This is a genomic window from Sandaracinaceae bacterium, from assembly GCA_020633055.1.
Taxonomy (GTDB): Bacteria; Myxococcota_A; Polyangia; order Polyangiales; family Houyiibacteriaceae; genus JADJJE01.
In genome coordinates this window covers 177703-195535 of record JACKEJ010000015.1, presented here as the reverse complement: position 1 = coordinate 195535, position 17833 = coordinate 177703, and the positions used below count along the sequence as shown (strand labels likewise).

General features: G+C 69.5%; 14 protein-coding genes. 3 read left to right on the top strand and 11 right to left on the bottom strand.

Features of this window, described 5'->3' with window-relative positions; genetic code table 11:
* Nucleotides 1–101: 101 nt before the first annotated feature.
* The 8 genes from H6726_30775 to H6726_30740 all read right to left on the bottom strand — a co-directional run bounded on the left by H6726_30775 (nucleotide 102) and on the right by H6726_30740 (nucleotide 10006).
* Nucleotides 102–476 carry a transposase gene (locus tag H6726_30775; protein ID MCB9662065.1) on the bottom strand — a complete coding sequence of 125 codons (375 nt, stop codon included), beginning with the start codon at nucleotides 474–476 and terminating at the stop codon, nucleotides 102–104.
* A 481-nt stretch (nucleotides 477–957) separates the two neighbouring features.
* Nucleotides 958–1740 (bottom strand): SDR family oxidoreductase, encoded by a 783-nt coding sequence (locus tag H6726_30770; protein ID MCB9662064.1) that lies wholly within the window; start codon nucleotides 1738–1740, stop codon nucleotides 958–960.
* Nucleotides 1737–4112 (bottom strand): acyl-CoA dehydrogenase, encoded by a 2376-nt coding sequence (locus H6726_30765; GenBank protein ID MCB9662063.1) that lies wholly within the window; start codon nucleotides 4110–4112, stop codon nucleotides 1737–1739. Before H6726_30765 ends, H6726_30770 begins: the two co-directional genes overlap by 4 nt.
* Before the next feature lie 13 nt (nucleotides 4113–4125).
* The gene (locus tag H6726_30760; protein ID MCB9662062.1) at nucleotides 4126–4911 is read right to left on the bottom strand and encodes an SDR family oxidoreductase; all 786 of its coding nucleotides are present in this window, start codon (nucleotides 4909–4911) and stop codon (nucleotides 4126–4128) included.
* 5 nt (nucleotides 4912–4916) lie between these two features.
* The gene (locus H6726_30755; protein MCB9662061.1) at nucleotides 4917–5822 is read right to left on the bottom strand and encodes an SDR family oxidoreductase; all 906 of its coding nucleotides are present in this window, start codon (nucleotides 5820–5822) and stop codon (nucleotides 4917–4919) included.
* Between the two features lie 111 nt (nucleotides 5823–5933).
* Nucleotides 5934–6962, bottom strand: a complete 1029-nt coding sequence (locus H6726_30750; protein MCB9662060.1) for an NADP-dependent oxidoreductase — start codon at nucleotides 6960–6962, stop codon at nucleotides 5934–5936.
* 34 nt (nucleotides 6963–6996) lie between these two features.
* Complete coding sequence (locus H6726_30745) at nucleotides 6997–8214, bottom strand: acetyl-CoA C-acetyltransferase (protein MCB9662059.1); 1218 nt, start codon at nucleotides 8212–8214, stop codon at nucleotides 6997–6999.
* A gap of 10 nt (nucleotides 8215–8224) precedes the next feature.
* A complete protein-coding gene (locus tag H6726_30740; GenBank protein MCB9662058.1) occupies nucleotides 8225–10006 on the bottom strand; it encodes an acyl--CoA ligase in 1782 nt (593 codons plus the stop codon).
* A gap of 212 nt (nucleotides 10007–10218) precedes the next feature.
* On the opposite strand from H6726_30740, the gene H6726_30735 reads away from it, so the two are divergent.
* Together H6726_30735 and H6726_30730 are read left to right on the top strand one after the other, a co-directional pair.
* Entirely contained in the window at nucleotides 10219–13296 is a 3078-nt protein-coding gene (locus H6726_30735; protein ID MCB9662057.1) for a DUF3427 domain-containing protein, read from the top strand.
* Nucleotides 13297–13535: 239 nt separating this feature from the next.
* A complete protein-coding gene (locus H6726_30730) occupies nucleotides 13536–13943 on the top strand; it encodes a hypothetical protein (protein ID MCB9662056.1) in 408 nt (135 codons plus the stop codon).
* Nucleotides 13944–14147: 204 nt separating this feature from the next.
* Here H6726_30730 and H6726_30725 read toward each other — a convergent pair.
* The 3 genes from H6726_30725 to H6726_30715 all read right to left on the bottom strand — a co-directional run bounded on the left by H6726_30725 (nucleotide 14148) and on the right by H6726_30715 (nucleotide 16737).
* A protein-coding gene (locus H6726_30725; GenBank protein MCB9662055.1) for an IS3 family transposase occupies nucleotides 14148–15310 on the bottom strand; the annotation gives its coding sequence in 2 pieces (ribosomal slippage) (nucleotides 14148–15055 and nucleotides 15055–15310; 1164 coding nt in all).
* Nucleotides 15311–15390: 80 nt separating this feature from the next.
* The gene (locus tag H6726_30720; GenBank protein MCB9662054.1) at nucleotides 15391–16008 is read right to left on the bottom strand and encodes a hypothetical protein; all 618 of its coding nucleotides are present in this window, start codon (nucleotides 16006–16008) and stop codon (nucleotides 15391–15393) included.
* A 195-nt stretch (nucleotides 16009–16203) separates the two neighbouring features.
* Complete coding sequence (locus H6726_30715) at nucleotides 16204–16737, bottom strand: ATP-binding protein (protein MCB9662053.1); 534 nt, start codon at nucleotides 16735–16737, stop codon at nucleotides 16204–16206.
* 310 nt (nucleotides 16738–17047) lie between these two features.
* Between H6726_30715 and H6726_30710 the strand changes: the two genes are divergently transcribed.
* A complete protein-coding gene (locus H6726_30710; protein MCB9662052.1) occupies nucleotides 17048–17767 on the top strand; it encodes a hypothetical protein in 720 nt (239 codons plus the stop codon).
* Nucleotides 17768–17833: the final 66 nt, after the last annotated feature.

Here is a 17833-nt window from a genome sequence, read left to right as displayed (position 1 = left end):
CGCGCGAGAGAGTCGGCCGCCGCTCGGAGGCGCACTTCGCTGCGCAGCAACCCAGTGGTTGGCGGGACCGCCCCAGCTTGGTGGTCATAGCGGTGCGCGAGTCAGTCCACGCTCCGGCGGAGTGGCGCATCGCTGACGGAAGCCCAGCGCTCGGCGGGGTGGGAAGCGTCGTGGTGTTCGCGTTGACGCTGAACGTAGGCAACGACGGGCCCGAGGTCGGCGGGACCGAGGGACTCGGCCCAGTAGCCGTCTTGCCAAGCAAAGGGCTGCTTGCGGGAACCGTCGCCGTTGAGCTCGTAGGTGGACGCGCCCTTGAGCCTTTGCACGAGGTCGCCCAGTGCGACGTGGGTGGCGAGCCGAACGACGACATGGACGTGGTCCGGTCCGCATCCAACGGCGAGCATCGGACACCGAACCTCGTGTGCCTTGCGACCCAAGATGGTGAAGAGGCGCTCGTCGATGGACGGCGGCAGCAACGGGCGACGTCGCGAGGTAGCCCAAACAACGTGGACGAGAACCAGGGCGGGTGAGCGTCGCGGCATCCCCGTTGTTCGGCCGACACCCTGAGAGTTTGCGTTCCACTGATGCTCGCCGTGAGTCGAACGTGAGCGCATGCCACGGCAAGAAGTCCGGCGCAGCGTCCCTCCGAGGACTTGGCTTGGCCGGGTACTTTCGTCCGCTCCCTTGAGGAGGCGGACTGTCTTGCTAGCAGACACCGAGACGGGTCCGTCCTGCCAATCACCCGCCAGCAGTTGCTGAGGCGCAGTCCGCCTCCGCAGGGGGCGGACTTGGAGCGGGCGATCACGATGATCGCTGCCCCGGACTTCAGTCCGGGGTGCCCCCAATTTGAGACAAGCATCGCCCTCAGTCAGGGACAGCCCGCCCGTTTCGAGACAGGCCTTCTTACTCCCGGCGCTCTGTCCACACACGCGCAACGGCGTCAGAGAAGGCCCGACCTCAGGCGCGCTGGGACGACGCCGAGATGACCTCACCCGTGAGGTACGTGGCGTAGTCGCTGGCCAGGAAGATCATGATGTTGGCCATCTCCCACGGCTCGGCGCCGCGGCCGTAGGCCTCCTTGGACTCCAGCTCGTCGAGCAGCTCCTTGGTGGTGACCTTCACCAGGAAGGGGTGCTTGGCCAGGCTGGGCGCGATGGCGTTGATGCGCACGTTGTGGTCCGCCGCCTCGACGGCCGAGCAGCGCGTGAAGGCCATCACGCCCGCCTTGGCCGCGGCGTAGTGCGCCTGCCCCTTCTGCGCGCGCCAGCCCAGCACGGAGGCGTTGTTCACGATGCTGCCGCTCTTGCGCGCGTACATGTGCTTCAGCGCGGCGCGCGTGCAGCGGAACGTGCCCGTGAGCGTGACGTCCAGCACGATGTTCCACTCGTCGTCGGTCATGTCCACCACGTCCTTGGTGCCACCCAAGCCCGCGTTGTTCATGAGCACGTCGATGTGGCCCATCTGCTCGATGGCCTGCGCGAAGAGGTTCTGCACGTCCTCTTCCTTGGTGACGTTGCACAGCACCTGCCCGGGCTTGACGCCCGTGGCCGCCTCGATGCGCTCGGCCGCCTCGTTCAAGCGGCGCTCGTGGATGTCGCTGATCACCAGCTTGGCGCAGCCTTCTTCCGCGCAGCGCTGCGCGGTCGCATAGCCAATGCCCGTGCCCGCCGCGGCGGTGACGAGCACGGTCTTGCCGGCCAGGAGGTTCTTGCCAACGGGGTAGTCTGGAACGGTCTTCATCGGGGCTCCCGAGGCAAGCCGAGGGCGCGCTCGCCAATGATGTTGCGCTGGATCTGGTTGGTGCCCGCGTAGATGGTGTCGGAGCGGGCGAAGAGGAAGGACTTCTGCAGGGTGGTCAGCTCGTAGGGGCCGTGCTCGGCCGGCGGCAGGGCCAGCTCGCTGTCGGCGCCCAGCACCTCCATGGCCAGCTCGCCGAAGTCGCGGTGCCAGTTGGACCAGTAGAGCTTGCCGAACGAGGCCTCGCGGCCGAGCTCGGTGCTGTCCACCGAGAGCGTGCGCAGCGCGTTCAGGCGCATGATCTTGAGCCCGATCCACGCGCTCGCGATGCGCTGCCGCATGACCGGGTCCTCGGCCGCGCCGTTGCGCTGCGCCGCGGCCAGCACCATGTCGAACTCCTTCTGGAACTGCTGCTGCTGCGCCAGCGTGGACGCGCCGCGCTCGAAGGCCAGCGTGCCCATGGCCACGCGCCAGCCGTCGTTCACCGCGCCCACCACGTTCTCCTCGGCCGTCTTGGCGCCGTCGAAGAACACCTCCGCGAACTCGCTGCCGCCCGTGATCTGCTCGATGGGCACTATCGTCACGCCGGGCTGCTTCATGGGCACCAGCAGGTAGCTGATGCCCTTGTGCTTGGGCGCGTTCTTGTCCGTGCGGCACAGCACGAAGCAGTAGTCCGCCCAGGGCGCGAGGCTGGTCCAGATCTTCTGGCCGTGGATGACCCACTGCCCGTCCACCAGCTCCGCCGTGGTCTGCAGGTTGGCGAGGTCGCTGCCCGCGTTGGGCTCGCTGTAGCCCTGACACCAGATCTCGGTGCCGTTCACGATGCCCGGCAGGTACTTCTGCTGCTGCGCCGCGCTGCCGAAGTGGATCAGCGTGGGCCCCAGCAGGGTCTCGCCCACGTGGCCGATGCGCCCCGGGCCGCCCGCGCGCACGTACTCCTCGTTGAAGATGACCTCCTCCATCAAGGTAGCCGCGCGCCCGCCGTGCTCCTTGGGGTAGCCGATGCAGTTCCAGCCGGCCGCGCCCATCACGCGGTTCCAGTCCATGCGCAGGTCCACCGCGTAGTGCTCGTCCCCCGGGCCGCCGCGCCCCTTGAGCGACTCGAAGCGCCCCGTGAGGTTCTCGGCCAGCCAGGCGCGCACGCGCTCGCGGTAGGCCTGCTGGTCCGCCGTGAGCTCGAGGTCCATGGCCCCGCCCGCGCCCAGCATGGAGGCCACGCGCTCGCGGTGGTGCTGCGCGCTGCCCAGCAAGGTGCGGCTGCTCTGCGCGCGCTTGAAATACAGGTGCGCCGCGTGCTCCCACGTGAAGCCGATGCCGCCGTGCACCTGGATGCTCTGCCCCGCGCAGTGGAAGAACGCGTCCGAGCAGTAGGCCTTCGCGCTGCTGGCGGCCTCGGCCAGCTCGCGCGCCTTGGCCTCGCTGATGGGGCCCTGCTCCGCCTCGGCCATCACCTGCGCCGCGATGGCGCTGGCGTAGAACGCGGCCGAGCGCGCGCACTCCACCTTGAGCAGCATGTCGGCGCAGATGTGCTTGATGCTCTGGAACGACCCGATGGGCCGCCCGAACTGCTGCCGCACCTTCGCGTACTCCACCGCCATGTCCAAGCACGCCTCGGCCCCGCCCACCTGCTCGGCGGCAAGGCCCACGGCGGCCAGGTCCAGGATGAGCCCCAGCGCGAAGCGCCCGTCGAGCGCGCTCAGCCGTGCATCTGCACCCAGCTGCACGCCCTCGAAGCGCAGCGTGGCCAGGCGCCGCGTCTGGTCCATGGTGGGCTCGCAGGTGCGGGTGAGCCCGGCCGTGTCACCCGGCAGCACGAACAGCCCCAACTCGCCGCCGCGGGCGTCGCCCACCCACGCGGCCACCACCACCAGCCCCGCGCTCGCGCCGTCCACCACGAAGCCCACCTCGCCGTTCAGCGTGTAGCCGTCGCCATCGCGCGTGGCCACCAGCGTCACCGCGTCCGCGCCCTCGGCCAGCGCCTTGGCCCCTGGCCCGCGGTAGCCCAGCGTGGCCGTCAGCTCGCCCGTGGCGATGCCCGGCAGGTGCGCCTGCTTCTGCGCCTCGCTGCCGGCCACCAAGAGCGCGTTGGCGCCCAGGCACACCGTGCTGAAGAAGGGCCCGCAGAACACGTGGCGGCCCATCTCTTCCAGCAGCGGGTGCAGGTCCACCTGCCCCAGGCCAATGCCCTCGTAGGCCTCGGGGATTGCCAGCGCGGGCCAGCCCAGCTCGCCGGCCAGGCGCGCCCACACGTCCGGGTCGTAGCCCAGGTCGGTCTTCATGGCCTTGTCGACGTGGGCCGCGGTGGACTCGGCGGCGAGGAAGCGGCGCGCCTGCGTGCGCAGCTCGTTCTGGTCTTCGGTGAAGCGGAATTCCATGACTCTCGGGGCCTTACTTGGCGGGCTTGTCAGCAGCTTGGTTCGTGGTGGCGGCGTCCAGGAAGGCCGGGCGCTCACCGCCGCCGTGGATCAAGAGGTCCGCGCCGCTCACGTACGACGCCAGCGGCGACGCCAGGAACAAGCACGCATTGGCGATGTCCACGGGCAGCGCCAGGCGCCCGAGCGGCACCGTGGCCGAGACGCGCGCGATGCCCTCTTCGTCGCCGTAGTGCAGGTGCGCCTGCTCGGTGCGGATCATGCCCGCCGTGATGGCGTTCACGCGCACGCGCGGCGCCCACTCCACGGCCAGCGAGCGCGTGAGGTTCAGCAGGCCCGCCTTGGCCGCGCCGTAGGCCGCGGTGCCCGGCGAGGGGCGCGCGCCGCTCACGCTCGCGATGTTCACGATGTTGCCGCCGCCCTCTTGCGCCTGCATCACGCGGTTGGCCGCCACGCTGCAGTGCAGCGCGCTGGTCAGGTTGAGCGCGATGATCTTCTCGCTGAAGCGCGGCGAGGCCGTGGCCGCGTCCGTGAAGGGCGCGCCGCCGGCGTTGTTCACCAGCACGTCGAGGCGCCCGTGCTGCGCCACCACCTCGGCCACCAGCTTGTCGACGCTCTCCGGGTCGCGCACGTCGCAGGCCACGAAGCTGGCCGTGCGTCCACCGGCGCTCGGCAGCGTCTCGGGCGTCTTGCGCCCGCACACCACCACCTCGGCGCCGGCCGCCAAGAACGTCTCCGCGATGCCGCGCCCGAGCCCAGCCGTGCCGCCCGTGACCAGCGCGACCTGCCCGCTGTAGTCCATGCCGATCACGTGCCGTAGACCTTCACCAGCGGCTTCGAGTCGGCCAGCACCTGCTTCACGGCCGCGCCGATCTCGCTCGGCTCCCAGCGCTTGCCCGCGTCCACCGTGCCCTCGCGGCGGTAGCCGTCGAACGCGGTGATCTGCCCGCCGACCACCTCCCACACGCGCCCGCTCACCTCGCGGCTCTCGCTGCTGGCCAGCCACGCCACGAAGGGCGACACGTTCGCCGGGTCGTTCACGTCGAAGCCCTCCTCGGGGGCCTTCATGGCGTCGCCGAAAGCGCCCTCGGTCATGCGCGTGCGCGCGATGGGGCAGATGGCGTTGGCGGTGATGCCGTAGCGGCCCAGCTCCGCGCCCTGCACCAGCGTGAGCGTGGCGATGCCCGCCTTGGCCGCGCTGTAGGCGCACTGCCCCACGCTGCCCAGCACACCCGCGCCCGAGCTGGTGTTGATGATGCGCGCATCCACCGCGTTGCCGGCCTTCACCTGGTCGCGCCAGTAGCCCGCCGCGTGGCGCGACAGGCAGAAGTGCCCCTTCAGGTGCACGTTCACCACCGCGTCCCACTCCTCTTCGCTGCAGCTCACGAACATGCGGTCGCGCACGAAGCCGGCGTTGTTCACCACCACGTCCAGCCGCCCGAAGGTGGCCACGGTCTCCTCCACCAGCGCCTTGGTCTGCTCCCAGTTGGCCACGTCCGCGCCGTTGGCGAAGGCCTCGCCGCCCATGGCCTTGATGGTGCTCACCACCTCGGCCGCCGGGCCCTCGTCCTTGCCCTCGCCGTGGTTGGTGGCGCCCAGGTCGTTCACCACCACCTTGGCGCCCTGCCGCGCGAGCTCCAGCGCGTGCTCACGACCAATGCCGCGCCCCGCGCCCGTGACGATGACAACCCGACCTTCGCAGATTCCGCTCATGTGCTTGCTCTCTTCTTGTTCTCAGTCGAACTCAGTCGACGGTGTCCAAACCAAAACGTGGGGAGGGAGGCGCCGGCGCAGGGCCGGGCGCGGGAAACGGGGGCGGACAGGTTACGAAGGGTCCGCGACCTTGACCATCAGCTTGCCGCGGTGGTCACCCGAGAAGAGGCGCAGGAGGTGCGCCGGAGCGTGCTCGAGCCCGTCCACCACCTCGTCGCGCGTCTTCAGCGCGCCCTCGCGCACGTAGCCGGCCAGCTCGTCACGGGCCGCGGCGTAGCGGTCCGCGTAGTCCAGCGTGACGAAGCCCTCCATGCGCGCGCGCTTGGCCATGAGCTGCATGACGTTGCGCAGCCCGGGCCCGGCCTCCGTGCGGTTGATCTCGCTGATGGCGCCGCACACCACCACGCGCCCGCGCATGGCCAGGCGCGCCAGCACCAGGTCCAGCAGCTCGCCGCCCACGCCGTCGAAGAACACGTCCACGCCCTTGGGGCACACGTCCTTCAGCTGCTGGTTCAGGTTGGCGGACTTGTAGTTCAGCGCCGCGTCGAAGCCCAGCTCGCTGCACAGCCACTCGCACTTCTCGTCGCTGCCCGTGAGCCCCACCACACGGCAGCCGCGCAGCTTGGCCAGCTGCCCCACGATGCTGCCCACGCCGCCCGCGGCCGCGCTCACCAGCACCGTCTCGCCCGCCTTGGGCTTCCCCACCTCGTACAGCCCGAAGTAGGCCGTGAGCCCGTTGCCGCCCAGCACGTTCAGCATCCCGCTCAACGGGATGCCGGGCACGGGCGTGATCTTGCCCATCAGCTGCTGCGCCGGCACCAGCGAGTACTCCTCCCACGCGGCCAGCGCCTGACACAGGTCGCCCGGCTGCCACTCGGGCACGCTGCTGTGCACCACCTGCGAGAGCGTCCCGCTGCGCACGGGCGCGCCAATGGCGATGGGCGGCAGGTACGAGCGGCTGTCGTTCATCCAGCCGCGGATGGCGGGGTCCAGCGAGAGGTAGATCTGGCGCAGCAGCACCTGCCCGGGCCCCACGTCGCTCGGCTGCGGCACCGGCCCCCGAGACAGCGCAAAGTCCTCCGCCACGGGCACCCCATGGGGGCGCCGCGCGAGGAGGATCTGCGCTTGGGTCTCGGGCAGCGAGGTCATGCGAGGGGCTCCGGTGCTCCGCGCCTCAGCCCAGGCGCTCGACGATCATGGCCATGCCCTGGCCGCCGCCCACGCACATGGTCTCGAGGCCGTAGCGCCCGCCGCGCACCTCGAGGCCGTGCAGCAGCGTGGTCATGATGCGCGCGCCGGTCATGCCGAAGGGGTGGCCCAGCGCGATGGCGCCGCCGTGCACGTTGAGCTTCTCGTACGAGATGCCCAGCTGCTTGGCCGAGGGCACCACCTGCGCGGCGAAGGCTTCGTTGATCTCCACCAGGTCGATGTCCTTGATGCTGAGCCCGGCGCGCGCGAGCGCCTGCTGGCTGGCTCCGACGGGGCCCAGGCCCATGATCTCGGGGTTGAGGCCCGTCACGCCGCTCGACACGATGCGCGCCAGCGGCTTGATGCCCAGCGCCTTGGCCTTGGTGTCGCTCATGACGATGACCGCCGCGGCGCCGTCGTTCAGCGGGCAGGCGTTGCCGGCCGTGACCGTCGCGCTGGCGCCCATCCACTTGGCCAGGATGGGGTCGAGGCCGGAGAGGGCCTCGAGCGTGGTGCCGTGGCGCGGGCAGTCGTCGGTGTCCACCACGGTGCCGTCGGCCAGCGTCACGGGCGTGATCTCGTCGCGGAAGAAGCCGCTCTTCTGCGCGGCCTCGGCGCGGTTCTGCGAGAGCAGCGCGAACTCGTCCTGCTCGGCGCGGCTCACGCCCACGCTGCCGGCCACGTTCTCGGCCGTCTGCAGCATGTTCGTGTAGACGTCGGGCAGGCCGTCCACCGCGGCCCAGGGCGTGCCCGTGGCGAAGGTCTTGGTGCGCGCCATGGCCTCGTTGAACAGCGGGTTGAGCGTGCCCTCCATGCCGTCGGACTTGCCCTTGTCGAAGCGGCTCACGCACTCCACGCCGCCAGCCACGAACACGTCGCCCTCGCCCGCCTTGATGGCGTGCGCCGCCATGCGGATGGTCTGCAGCGACGAGCTGCAGTAGCGGTTGACGGTGGCGCCGGGCGCGTCGCGCAGGCCGGCCAAGAGCGCGATGACGCGGCCCAGGTTGTAGCCCTGCTCACCCGCGGGCTGCGCGCAGCCGAAGAGCACGTCCTCCACCAGCGTGGGGTCCAGGTTGGGCACCTTGCTGAGCGCGGCCTTGACGACGAGCGCGCCCAGGTCGTCGGGGCGCTCGTTGATGAGCGAGCCCTTCTTGGCGCGGCCGATGGGGGTGCGGGCGGTGGCAACGATGACGGCTTCGGGCATGGTCAGTCTCTCATTCTTCGATGAAGGCGCTGGGCTCGCCCAACAGGACGTGCTTGAGCACCTTACCAGTGGCGTTCCGCGGGAGGGGCTCGCGCACGAACCGGAGCTCCGCGGGGACTTTGAAGTAGGCGAGGGCCTCGCCCACGAAGGCGCGCAACTCCTCGGCCAGCGCGGCCTCTTCGGCTTGCGTGAGGGCGCCGGGCTCGGCCTCGGGCTCGCCTGCGCGCGGGGGCAGCACGGCGGCCAGGCCCTGTGCGGGGGTGACGCGCACGAAGGCGCACACCGTCTGGCCCAGCTCGTCGTCCGGCAGGCCCACCACGGCGGCCTCGGCCACGCGCGGGTGTGCCTCCAGGCGCTGCTCGATCTCGAGCGGGTACACGTTCTCGCCGCCGCGCAGGATGAGGTCGCGCTTGCGGCTGGCCAGGTACAGCCGCCCGTCCACCAGGTGCCCCACGTCCCCCGTGCGCAGCCAGCGCCCCGGGCCAATGACCGCGGCCGTGGCCTCGGGGTTGCGGAAGTACTCCAGCATCACCAGCGGGCCGCGCACGTGGATGTCGCCGTCTTGCCCCTCGGGCAGCGGCTGCCCCGCGGCGTCGCGAATCTGCAGCTCCACCGTGGGCACCGGGCGCCCCGCCGACGTGGGGTGCTCGCGCAGCTCCGGCCCCGGGTTGAGCGTGCTGAACGCGCAGCCCTCGGTCAGCCCATAGCCCACGCCCATGGTGCTCTTCACGTGCGGCACCAGGCGCAGCGCCTTGTCCTGCAGCGCCTCGGGGATGGGCGAGCCCCCCCCGCCCATCATGCGCAGGCTGCGGAAGTGCTCGGGGGTGGCCAGGGGGTGGTTCACGACACGGTGCAACATAGTCGCCGTGTACCCCCAGCCCGTAACACGCTCGTCTTTCAGCAGGCGCAGCACCGTCTCCGGGTTGAAGCGCCCCATGGTCCACACCGTCTTGGCCCCGCCCCCCAGGGCCGTGACCGCCGCGCAGTGCAGCCCCGACACGTGGAACAGCGGGCTGGTCACCAGAATGCAGCTCTGCGTGGGAGGCCCCGCGATGCTGGGCGGCGGCGCGATGGCCATCAGCCGCGCCCCGTGAAAGAAGCTCACCATCAGCAGCGAGCCCATGTTCCCGTGCGTGTGCACCGCCGCCTTGGGCCGCCCCGTGGTCCCGCTGGTGTAGAGCATCACCGCGGGCATGTCCTCGGTGATGGGCGCGGTGGGCAGCGTGGGGCCGCTTTCGTTCGCGGCTTGGCCCGCCGTTTGGTCCGTGGGCCGCAGGGCCGCCTCGAACGCGGGGTCGATGCGCAGCACGGGGCAGGGCAGGGCGCTCAGCTGCTCGGGGGTGAGCCGGGCCAGGCGCTTCTCGTCCGCGATGAGCAGGCTGGGCGCGCAGTCTTCTGCGCCGTACAGGATCTCGTCCGCCGTCCACCACGCGTTCAGGCCGACCGCGACAGCGCCCAGGCTGGTGACGGCCCAGAAGCTCAGCACCCACTCGGGGCAGTTGGCCGCCAGGATGGCCACCCGGTCTCCGGGGGCGATGCGGAACTCGGTCTGTAGGCGGGCGGCCAGCGCGGCGACGAGCGTGAGGTGCTCGGCGTACGTGTACCGGCGCCCGTCCTCCCAGACCATGTAGTCCGCGGCGCCAAACGCGCGGGAGCGCTCCAGGACATCACGCAGGGAGCGCGGCCGGTTCTTGAAGACCGTGACGTCCTCCCCGTGGACGGTGGCCCGCTCCAGCTCGAAGGGCTGCCTCGGCCCCGTCAGGTGGGCCTCGATCTCCTGCAGAACAGGCATATGCGGTGGGGCGACGGGCATGGCGGGGGCAGGCCGACGGGCCGGACGTGTAGAGTAGAACGTGTTTCAGTTTGTGCAAGGTGGGGAGCCCCTCAGCGACGCATCGAGGCTCCCACACGGTGCATGCTGGCACCGCGATCCAAGGCGTGCCTGGAGTGCATCGGGCGTGACGCAGCGAGCGCGCGTGGGCGCCGCCGTAGTATCCTCCCTTCGTGCCCGAGCTGCCCGACCTTCACGACGGCTTGTACGACCAGCTGGTCACCTTCGCTCTGGACGCGGCTCTTCGGGACCCGCGACTCACCAGTGAGAGGGTCGCGCTGAACCCCGGCACCGCTCCCGAAGAGCTCGCGCGGCACGTGGCGCACTTCGCAGCGGCTAGACTGTCGTCCCTCAAAGGCAAGGACGACCACGATCGCACTGCAAAGCAGATCGAGCTCACCAACCAACTGCTGGCGTTGGTGGCTGGCCTGGGCGGCGACGTCGACACGAACGACCACGTCTTGGCAGAGCGGTTGCTACAGGTGCGGCACAAGGAACAGCTTCGTCTCGGCGCGGCCAAACTGATGCGACCGACCATACCCTTGCGGTACAGCGACCTGATCGTCAATGGCCCGAAGGACCTGCGCGTAGGCCACGAGATCGAGCGCGAGTTGGCGTCGGCCGACCGCGTGGACGTACTGGTGTCGTTCGTGAAGTGGAGTGGCTTCGTCGAACTGCGTGATGCGCTGCGGGCGTTCTGCGACCGACATCGCCTCCACAGTGAGCGTGGTCCGGCCCCGCGGCTGCGCGTTCTGACCACCACGTACATGGGGGCGACTGAGCCCGAGGCGCTCGATGCGCTGAAGGACATGGGCGCCGAGGTACGCGTCAGCTACGACACGCGGCGCACGCGCCTCCATGCCAAGGCGTGGCTCTTTCATCGGGTCACGGGCTTCTCCACGGGCATCGTTGGCTCATCCAACCTGTCTCACGCGGCGCTGCGCGATGGCTGCGAGTGGAATGTGCGCCTGTCGAACGTGGACAACGCAGGCATCTTGCGTAAGTTCGAGGCCACGTTCGCGCAGTACTGGAACGAGGAGGCCTTCGAGCCATATGAGCGCGAGCGATTTGCCAGAGTGGTCGAAGCCCGCCGCAGCCCCGAGCGCGACGCGCTGGCGGAGGCCATTCGGCTGCACCCGTATCCGCACCAGACGGCCGTGCTCGACGCCCTCTCGGCGGAGCGCAGTGCAGGACATTCGCGCAACTTGGTCGTGGCGGCCACGGGCACCGGGAAGACGGTCATCGCCGCGCTCGACTACAAGCGGCTCCCCGGCCGCCCCAGCCTGCTCTTCGTTGCGCACCGTCGTGAGATCTTGGAAAAGAGCCGCGCTCGTTACCGCGCGGCGCTGGGTGACGGAAGCTTCGGCGAGCTGCACACGGGCGGCGACAAGCCCCTTACAGGCAAGCACGTGTTCGCCAGCATCCAGTCGCTCCACGCGCGCCGCCTGAAGGACCTTGCGCCGGATGCTTACGACGTACTGGTGGTGGATGAGTTCCACCATGCCGAAGCTGAGTCCTACACTGCCCTGCTGAATCACCTACGGCCGCGCGTGTTGCTGGGCATGACCGCCACGCCCGAGCGCGCCGATGGACGCTCCATCCTGCACTGGTTCGACGGGCGAGTTGCCGCCGAGTCACGCTTGTGGGACGCGCTCGATCAAGGGCTACTGGTCCCGTTTCAGTACTTCGGCGTCGACGACCCGACCGACCTCTCGCAGATCGACTTCACCAAGGGGCGTTACAGCGTGTCAGCGCTGGAGCGCGTCTACACCGCCGACGAGCACCGCGCTAAGCAGGTGTTGCGGGCGCTACATGACCGCGTGCGCGACCCCCGGCGGATGCGCGCGCTCGGGTTCTGCGTATCGGTCAAACACGCCGAATTCATGGCGGCGTACTTCCGTCGCTCGGGCCTTCCGGCCGAAAGCGTGACCGGCGACACCGCCGAGCAGCTGCGCAGCGCCGCAATCAGCCGCCTTATTGCTGGCGAACTCTGCACCTTGTTCACCGTGGACCTCTTCAACGAGGGCGTCGACATACCCGCCGTGGATACTGTGCTGTTCCTCCGCCCCACCGAGAGCCCTACTCTGTACTTGCAACAGCTCGGGCGTGGCCTGCGCCTCGATGACAGCAAGAGCTGCCTCACCGTGCTGGACTTCATCGGGCACGCAAACCGGCAGTTCCGCTTTGATCTTCGCTACCGCGCGCTGCTCGGCGGGGGCACGCGCGCCGACGTAAAGGCTGCCGTCGAGCAGGGCTTCCCGCGGCTGCCCCCAGGCTGCTCCATTCAGCTTGAAGAGCTGGCGCAGCGTGCGGTCCTCGACAACATGAAGCGCGTGCTCTCGAGCTGGGCGGCGCTCGGCGAGGACCTTCAGCCCGACGACACACTCGCGTCTTTCTTGGACCGTGCAGACGTTGCGCTGAGCGACCTCTACCTAAGTGGTAGGTCCTTTTCGCGCTTGCGTGAGCAGCGCGGCTTTGCTCCCGCGGTGCCTGACGGCCCCATGATCCGTGCACTGCCGCGCCTGCTGCACGTCGACGACACGGAGCGCCTAAGCCGTTGGCGGAGCTGGCTCGCGCAAGAGCGCCCGCCCAAGCCCGATCCGCGTGACCCCTACCAGCTCATGTTCTTCTCGGTTCTCGGTCAGGCCGTGCGGCCCGTCGGTGAGCTCGGGTCGTTCTTCACCGAGCTGTGGTCCAGTCCCACGCTCCTAGGTGAAGTGAGTCAGCTGCTAGGCGTGCTGGACGACCAGCGCCGCAAACCCACATACACCCTCACGGGGTTGCCGTTTGAGGTGCACGCCACCTACAGCCGCGACGAGATCAGCGCCGGGCTTGGCGAGCAGCGTTCGGGCAAGCTGCTGCGCACGCAAGGTGGGGTACTCAAGTGCGAGGCGCAGAAGTGCGACGTGCTGTATGTGACTCTCGACAAGGATCCGAAGGACTTCACCCCAACGACCCTCTACAACGACTACGCCCTCTCGCAGCGCGAGTTTCACTGGGAGAGCCAGAGTGGGACGCGCTTCGATTCCGCCACCGGCAAGCGCTACCGGCACCCCCCACACGGCTGGCGCGTGCTGCTCTTTGTCCGACAAGCCAAGCAAGACGAACGCGGCGTGACCATGCCGTACCTTTTCCTCGGCCCCGTGCGCTGCGCGTCCGCCACCGGTGATCGCCCTATGCAGATTGTGTGGGCGCTCGACCGCGAAATGCCCGCAACCTGGTTCAACAGCGTGAAGATCGCGGCCGCGTAGCGCGCGGCCACACCCTCCGAGAGCGTCAGTCATGCTCACTACGTTGGCGAACGGATGAGAACTCGGCGATGAGCGGCGCCGACGGACGCTCGGCGATGGCGATCGACGCGCTCTGCGGCGCGACGGCCTTGGCCTTTTCCGCGCCCAGCGCGACTAGTCCACGCCCCGCGGTGAGTGGCCGGCCCGACGGCATCCCACAATCTCCCGAGTGGTCGCCGAGCGTGCGACCCTGCGCGTCGATGAACTCAGGCGGACGGGCCATCGCTCTCCTTGCAGCCCAGGACTCTAGCGAGGTGGTGCTCGTCGCGCTCGGTCGGCACCGCGGCCTCGTTGCACACCGCATCGCCCGTGTGGGCGTGGGGGCGCGCTGGCGCGAGCTCGGCGTGCGCGGCGACCAGGTGGAGCACCACGAGCGCGCGTACCTGCTGGCGACGCTACGCGGCGACGCCTGCATTCGACTCGAGTGGGGCGCGCGCGAGCGCACGGTGCATCTCCTGCAACCCGGCGGTCCGCCAGCGCCCGGCTACCGCCGCGAAGCGATCAGTGAGCTGGACGCCGCCGCCAGCATTGGCGCCGCTCCGGGCGTGTTCTTGATCCCACAGACCGAGGGGGCCGGGTGGGTGACTTGCCCGGCGGGGTATCGCTGACACCCAGCTCTCGGACGGTAGGTCTCTACGCTTGTCGTCGAACGCGCGTGCGTCGATGTCACGGCAGGGGCCCCACCGAGACGTCGCTGGCGTCCACCACCCCGGTGAGCAGCACGCCCCGTCCTCGCCGCAGTTCGATGGTGACGCGACCGTTTGGCTGCCGAGCACCCGGCTGAACTTCCCCCCGTCGAGCGGACAGGTTGACTATGCCGCCATCGCGGCGAGTTGGCACTTGAGTTCGAACTGGATGGGGCACTCGTAGTCGATGAACGAGTGCCTCCGCTTGGGGTTGTAGTAGCCGTCGATGTAGTCGCGGACGATGGCGATGGCGGCGTCGTGGTCTCGGGGCACGTGGTCGCCCAAGGCCTCCACCTTGAACGTCGCGAAGAAGCTCTCGGCGACCGCGTTGTCCCAGCAGTCGCCCTTCCGGCTCATGCTGGCGATGATGCCCGCCCGTTCAAGTTCACGGCGGTAGTCGCCGCTGGCGTAGGGACTGCCACGGTCGGAGTGATGCAGCAGCCCGGCAGGAGGGCGGCGCGCGACGAGGGCGGCTCGCAGGGCGTCGATGGCGAGGAAGCGGTCGTTGCTCGCGCTCGTCGCCCACCCCACGACGCGCCGCGAGAACAGATCGAGGATGGCCGCCAGGAAGATCCAACCGGCGTGGGTCCACACGGCCGTCACGTCGGTCACCCAAGCCTCGTTGGGGCCGGTCGCCGTGAAATCGCGCTCGAGGAGATTCGGCGCGATGGGGTCGTCGTGCTTCGAGTCGGTCGTGGCTCGGAACCTTCGCTTTCGCCGCGCCACGAGGCCGTGGTCGCGCATGACCTGGGCGACCTTCTTCTCACTCACGATGTCGCCGCGCTCACGGAGCTCACGGTGAACACGAGGGCTGCCGTATCGACCCTTGTGCTCGTCGAACACGGCACGCGTCTTCGCCACGAGCACGGCGTCGCGCTGCTCTCGTTCGGTCTCGGGCTCGGCCAGGTAGCCGTAGAAGCCACTGCGCGAGACTCCCAGTACGCGACACAGCGCGGCGGTGGGGAAGGCCACCTTCTTCTCGGCGATGAACGCATACCTCACGCGCTCTCCTTGGCGAAGAAGGTGGCCGCCGCTTTTAGGATTTCGCGTTCCTGGCGCAGCTGACGGTTCTCACGGCGGAGGCGGGCCAGCTCCTGCCGCTCGTCCGTGGTCAGCACGTCTTGACGAGCCCCGGCGTCCGCATCGCTACGTCGCACCCACTCACGGAGCGCCGTCTCGGTGAGCTCGAGCTCCCGCGCGACCGTCGGGATGGACTTCCCGCTCTTCACCAGCCGCACCGCATCGGACTTGAATTCAGGCGTGAACGAACGACGAGCACGCCGCGCCAGGGAGGGTTGTTTCTTCTGCTTCATCGGACACTCCTGCGCATTCTCGCGCTATCTCAGGTGTCCGCCAGGTGGGGGGAGGTTCACGTTTCCGGATCTCGCGCCAACACCGCCTCCGTCCACCCGTAGACGTACGGGCCGTCTCCGACGCGGACGGCGGTGTGCTTGCCTTCGCGGCGGACCACTGCAAGCGGCGTCCCATCCATCAGGTTGAACGTCTGGAACGGGACCCCGCCTGGTTCTGCGCTCAGTGAGAGTTGGCCGGTGACGATGGCTCGGCTCAACCTCGGGAGGCGGTCCCGCACAGCTGACCACTCTGCGCCCAGCTGTGCGGTCGGGATGTCGCCTTCGTACACCCCCAGCTCCTGGAGACGATCGGACATCCCCCTCAGCTCCATGATCTTCACCCGCGCGCGCACGCGTGTCGTTCCCTCGGTCGCGCCAGGCCCTGCGACGATGAACGAGTCCCCGGCATCGAAGGAAATTGGAACGCCTACGAGCGAGCCGCGCGCCAGCGCGACGACGTGGCAATCGGTCTCGTCCATGTAGAGCGTGCCGCTGCGAATTGGACTGACCATGCGCACGGGGACGCGCCCGCGTGCGACAGGACCGACGATGGCGTACTGCGCAGACGCATTGATGGTGAAGATGGGGTCGACCCCAGTCGGCGACGCAAAGACGTTCCCGCGTTCAAGCGGCATGGCCCAACACGCGGGAGGCATCCACGGCGGCATCGCGCTCGCGACAGGGGCGGGGCGGCTCGCCTGCCCGTGTGATACCCACGGGACGAGCAGCGCAATACACATGACGAACGCCGAGAACCTGAGCCGCATGAACGCTCCCATCGATTCGCTTCTAGCATGACCCCCGACGGGCGCTCCAACCCAGCCTTTGCGCTAGTGGGAGGGCGCGCCCGCAGCATTCTCCTGGAGCCACGAGAGCACATGAGCCACGAGCTCGTCGATGGGCTCCAGGGTGTCCACGCGGAGGTGGGGCTCGACCCAGGTCGTGTACGTGCGTCGTCGGCGCTGGACGTCGTCCCATGTGGGCTCTCGGAGCACCGAAGCGACCGCGCGCTGTCGCGACTCGAGCCGTGCGCGGTGAATGCGGTCGTCGGGACACACGCACTCGACGACGCACAGGGGCGTTGCGTGGTGTCGCGCGACGTGACGCCATGTGTCCTTGCCCGCCTCCTCGGCGTTCACGGCGTCCACGATCGCTCCCTGCCCGAGAGACAGCTGAGAGTCGACCAGGGCTTGCGCCACCAGGTACGCCGCGAGGCCCGTCTCGAAGCCCTGGGAGAGCCCGGCGCGAAGCATCCCAGCTTCGATGGGATCGACCGAGAACAGCGGGAGCGAGAGTCGCCGCGCGAGCGCAGCCCCGAGCGTGCTCTTCCCCGTCGCGGGGAGGCCGGAGAGGACGATGAGCATGCGATGCAGCGTGCCATGGATCCGCTGATCGCGGCCTCTGCCCAGACCGGCATGGTGCCTGCTCGTGACACCCGGGTCGTCGCCACAGCGGATGGCTCTTCGTGCACCTGCCGTCCACGCGGGAATGCTGCTCGAGCGACGCTCGTTCGGCTCGGCGCTGCCGCCAGCAGCACGGAGAGGAGCCGCCACGATGCACGAGGAACATCAACCGCTCGCCCAAACCGTCCCAGATCTCCTGGGTCGCGGCACCCAACGTCCGCGATGGACATGGGGCACGCGACGGAGCGCGGCTCTGCGGGTGATCGCCGTCATGCTCCTGGCGTCTGGTTTGGTGCCTGGGAACAGCGCCGCGAGGCGCCCGCCGCGGCTGCCCGATGGCATCCCGCCGCTTGCGCGGCTGGTGCGCGCCACCTCGTCGGCGGCACCGGAGCTCGCCGAGCAGCTCGGGCGGGTCGACATCAGCTTGCCTCCTGGTGCGTCACCCGACGTGCGCGGCTTCGGGTACGGGTTTGGCGCGCTGCATCCCACCACGGGCCGGCCCGTGTGCGACCCCGAGACAACGGGCGTGGTCGCCGCGGGTCTGGCGGTGCATCGTCTGACGCCTCTGATCTTGGAGCGCATTGGCGAGCACGAGGCGGCAGCACAGGCACGGGCGCTCCCACCGTTCGAACACGGGTCCAGGGCGCCCGCGAGTGCACAGCTGTTCATGACGCTCGCGCGGCGCGTGACGCCGGGGACCACCTCTGTCTCGCGCCACCAACTCCGGGCCACGCTGCGGGACTTGGGTTGGTCGCTGCGCAACTTGGGCCGCGCTCGTTCGGCGCCCGAGTCGCGGGTGCTCGAGAACGTTGCCGCGACGGCGGGCCTTGCCGTGCGCACTGACCCCGAGCGCGCCCCTGACGCCGTGATCGCACTCGTGGCCGACGTTTCGGCCGCGGTCCGCGCCGCCGCCGCGGACGGGCGCGTCGCTGTTCAGCGCTGCCTGGGGGTGCGAGAGCGTGGCAACCCCATCGTGGAGCCGGACTCTTGACGCAACCCTGGTCGAGCGGTGCTGATGCTCATGGTCACGGTCCTGGGCTCGCCCGGCGTCCGACGT